Origin of the sequence: Thermoflexus sp. (genome assembly GCF_025055495.1) — a bacterium.
In the GTDB taxonomy this organism is placed as follows: Bacteria; Chloroflexota; Anaerolineae; order Thermoflexales; family Thermoflexaceae; genus Thermoflexus.
Genome location: NZ_JANWXB010000167.1, coordinates 1 through 3,561 on the forward strand (window position 1 = coordinate 1; position 3,561 = coordinate 3,561).

Annotated in this window: 2 protein-coding genes; both read left to right on the forward strand. The window is 65.3% G+C overall.

What is annotated here, in order from left to right:
- The first annotated feature begins 485 nt into the window (after positions 1-485).
- The gene (gene amrS, locus NZM16_RS05840) at positions 486-1,550 is read left to right on the forward strand and encodes an AmmeMemoRadiSam system radical SAM enzyme (RefSeq protein ID WP_295479258.1); all 1,065 of its coding nucleotides are present in this window, start codon (positions 486-488) and stop codon (positions 1,548-1,550) included.
- A 203-nt stretch (positions 1,551-1,753) separates the two neighbouring features.
- Positions 1,754-3,561: DNA translocase FtsK (locus NZM16_RS05845; protein WP_295479261.1), on the forward strand; the 1,808-nt coding region annotated here is incomplete at its 3' end.

Genomic DNA, 3,561 nt, shown 5'->3' on the forward strand with positions numbered 1-3,561 from the left:
CCCGTTGTTGATTTGAGAACACGCAGGACGGGCCCTCGATTCGCCTCGTCGTTCGCAGTCTGAGATCCGAGCGCTCATCCTGAGGGGAGGACACCGAACGGGCACTTTCGTGCCCTACTACGAACAATGTCCATTTCGTTCGTAGTAGGGCACGTGAGTGCCCGTTCTTTTTGAGAGCACGTAGCACGGGCTCTCGATTGTCCCCGTCGTCCGCGACCCGAGATCCGAGCGCTCGCCCTGAAGGAGAACACTCTTTTCCAAGAAAAGGGGCTTAAGGTTTAAAATGATAACAGGTCCATTGACGCTCTGGTCTCCGGTTGTCTCTGCCTGCTCCTCCTTCTCCATTTTCCCACGCCGGGAAGAATCAGAGCCGTGAGCGCATTCTTTGGATGGGGGGAACGCCTCTGCGCTTCCCAGGGCCGGAAGCCGGGGCGTATCATGGGAAGAGGGGATAGGCTCCTCGCTTGGTTCTGGGGAAAGGGGTGATGGCGATGGCGGAGGTTCGAACGCTGGCGGATGTGCTGGATGCGTTGACGCGGCCGGGTGAGCTGTATGAGCGGCTCCCGGATGGCTCGGTGCGCTGTTACGCCTGCGGGCATCGCTGTCTGATCCGTCCGGGCCGGCGGGGGATCTGCCAGGTGCGCTTCAACCGGGATGGCGTCCTGTATGTCCCGTGGGGCTATGTGGCGGCGCTACAGGTGGACCCCACCGAAAAGAAGCCTTTCTTCCACATCCTGCCCGGCTCCTATACGTTGACCTTCGGCATGCTGGGATGCGATTTGCATTGCGGTTACTGTCAAAACTGGTTAACGTCGCAGGCCCTTCGGGATCCGGCGGCCGGGGTGATGCCGGAGGAGATCACGCCGCAGCAGATGGTGAGCCTGGCGAAGCGTTACCGGGCGCAGCTGGTGGGGAGCTCCTATAACGAGCCGCTGATCACCTCCGAGTGGGCGGTGGCGATCTTCCGCGAGGCCGTCGCCCACGGGCTGCGTTGCGTCTACATTTCGAACGGAAACCTCACCCGCGAGGTCCTGGAGTATCTGCGTCCGTATCTGGTGGGCTACAAGATCGACCTTAAGAGCATGCGGGACAAGAACTACCGGGCCCTCGGGATGCCCTTGAAGAACGTTCTGGAGGGCATCCGCATGGTCTGCGAGAGCGGCCTGTGGCTGGAGGTGGTCACCTTAGTCGTGCCAGGCTTTAACGACTCCGATGAGGAGCTCCGGGAGGCCGCGGAGTTCTTGGCCTCGATCTCCCCGGATATCCCGTGGCATGTGACGGCTTTCCATCCGGACTACAAGATGACGGATCGGGATTGGACGCCGGCGAAGACCCTGATCCGGGCAGCGGAGATCGGGAAGGCCGCGGGGTTGCGCTATGTTTACGCTGGCAACCTCCCCGGCCGTGTGGGGCCCTTCGAGAACACCTACTGCCCGAGCTGCGATGCGCTCCTCATCGCCCGCCATGGTTTTCGGATCCTAGTGGATCACCTCAGCGGGCGAGGGACCTGCTACCGGTGCGGGACAGCGATCCCGGGCATCTGGCAGTGAGGCGGGACCGTTCCGCCCCCTCCCCCGGGTGGGGACGAGGAGACGACTCTGCGAAGGGAATGCTCTCTTCCCGTGTGGCTCTTGCCACACGGGAAGGGGAAACTCGCTCAGATCCTCCATTTAATCGCCCGAAAGGCAGGCGGGTCCGCCGAAGGCCGTCCCGCTCACCTCGAAAAACTCCCCGGATGACGGAGCACGGAACGGTGAGCCGTTCGAAAAAACGCGCTGTCGCAGAGCGCCGGCGAACCAAAGAGGGGGGCCGGGAGAGAGCGCCCGGCGGGCGCCGGACGGCTTCCCCCAAGGGCCGTTCCCGCTGGCGGCCCGCCCTCACGCTGGATCAGCAGCTAGATCTGCTGGGCCTGATCCTGTTTCTGGGTGGGATCCTGGTGGCCTTCGGGTTGCTGGCTCCTCATCAGACGCCTGGGCTGGGCCTCTTCCTTCTCCTCTTGATCCGATGGCTGGGGGGTGGGGTCTTCGCGCTCCCGCTGGGGATGATCGCGGGCGGCGCATGGCTGTTGGTTCGGCGCTTTGAGCAGATTCCCCGACCCCGCCCATCCTTCCTTTTCGGACTCTTCCTGCTGTATGGATCGCTGTTGATGGCCCTGGACAAACTGGGGAGCATGGGCGGGACGGTGGGCGCTGCGCTGGTTCGGGGACTGACGGAAAACCTGGGCCCGGTCGGGGCGTGGCTGGTCATGCTGGGGATGAGCTGGGCGGGCCTGATGGGGGCCTTCCGCCTTTCGCCGGAACGCCCTCTGGAGTGGGCGATTCGAAGGCTGCGAAGCCTTCGGGGGCCTGAGCCCGGCCGTTCCCCTGGGGAGAGCCTTCGGATCCACCTGCCCCCGCAGAGCGCCCCGGCGTCGGTCGTTCCCCCGCCTCCTCCCGATCGCCCCCCACGAATCCTCGGAGAGGCCGGGGTCCCGGAAGCGCCTGCAGAGGCGGCGGAGACCGTCGCGCCCCTGAAAGACTGGGAGGAGAACGAGGCCCCCTTGCAGATCGCCCCGGAGGGGCCGAAATGGACGCTCCCCCATCTGGAGGAGATCCTGGATCCCGGAGAAGAGGTGGAGATCGAGGAGGAAGACCTTCGGGGGAAGGTGCATATCATCGAAGAAACGCTGCGCAGCCTGGGGGTTGAGGCCCGGGTGGTGGAGGTCCAGCGTGGTCCGACGGTGACCCTTTTCGGTTTGGAGCCCGGGCAGATCGTCCGGGGAGGCCGTTCCACCCGGGTGAAGGTGGGGCAGATCGCCGCCCTGGCGGATGACCTGGCCCTGGCCCTCTCCGCCCGCGCCGTCCGGGTGCTGGCGCCGATCCCCGGCCGGGGCCTGGTGGGCATCGAGGTTCCCAACGAGCGGGCGGCCCTGGTTCGGCTACGTGAGGTGATGGAGAGCGAGGCGTATCGGTCGATCGCCTCCCCTCTGCGATTGCCTCTCGGCCAAACGGTCGCCGGCGAGCCCCTGGTGGCGGATCTCACGGCCATGCCGCACCTCCTGATCGCCGGGGCGACCGGGTCCGGGAAATCTGTGGCCCTGAACGCGATCCTGGTCTCGTTGCTGTGCACATGCACGCCGGACGATTTACGGCTGATCCTGATCGATCCCAAGCGCGTGGAGCTGACGCCGTATAACGGCATCCCCCACCTCTGGACTCCGGTGGTGGTGGAGATCGAGAAGGTGCCCCGGGTGCTCCAGGAGGCGATGAAGGAGATGGAGCGCCGGTATCGCGTCTTCGCCGCTGTTGGGGCGCGCCACATCGCCGATTACAACCGGCGGGCGGAAGAGCGGGGCGAGCCCCGCATGCCGTATCTGGTGATCGTGGTGGATGAGCTGGCGGATTTGATGATCACCTCGCCGGAGGAAACCGAGCGGCGGATCACCCGGCTGGCGCAGATGGCGCGGGCGACGGGCATTCATCTGGTGATCGCCACCCAGCGCCCCAGCGTGGACGTGGTGACGGGGCTGATCAAGGCCAACTTCCCGGCCCGCATCGCCTTCGCGGTGGCCTCCTCGGTGGA

What these genes read in the sequence shown, in the direction of transcription:
- amrS (WP_295479258.1), top strand. Translation starts at nt 486, where the DNA reads ATGGCGATGGCGGAGGTTCGAACGCTGGCGGATGTGCTGGATGCGTTG.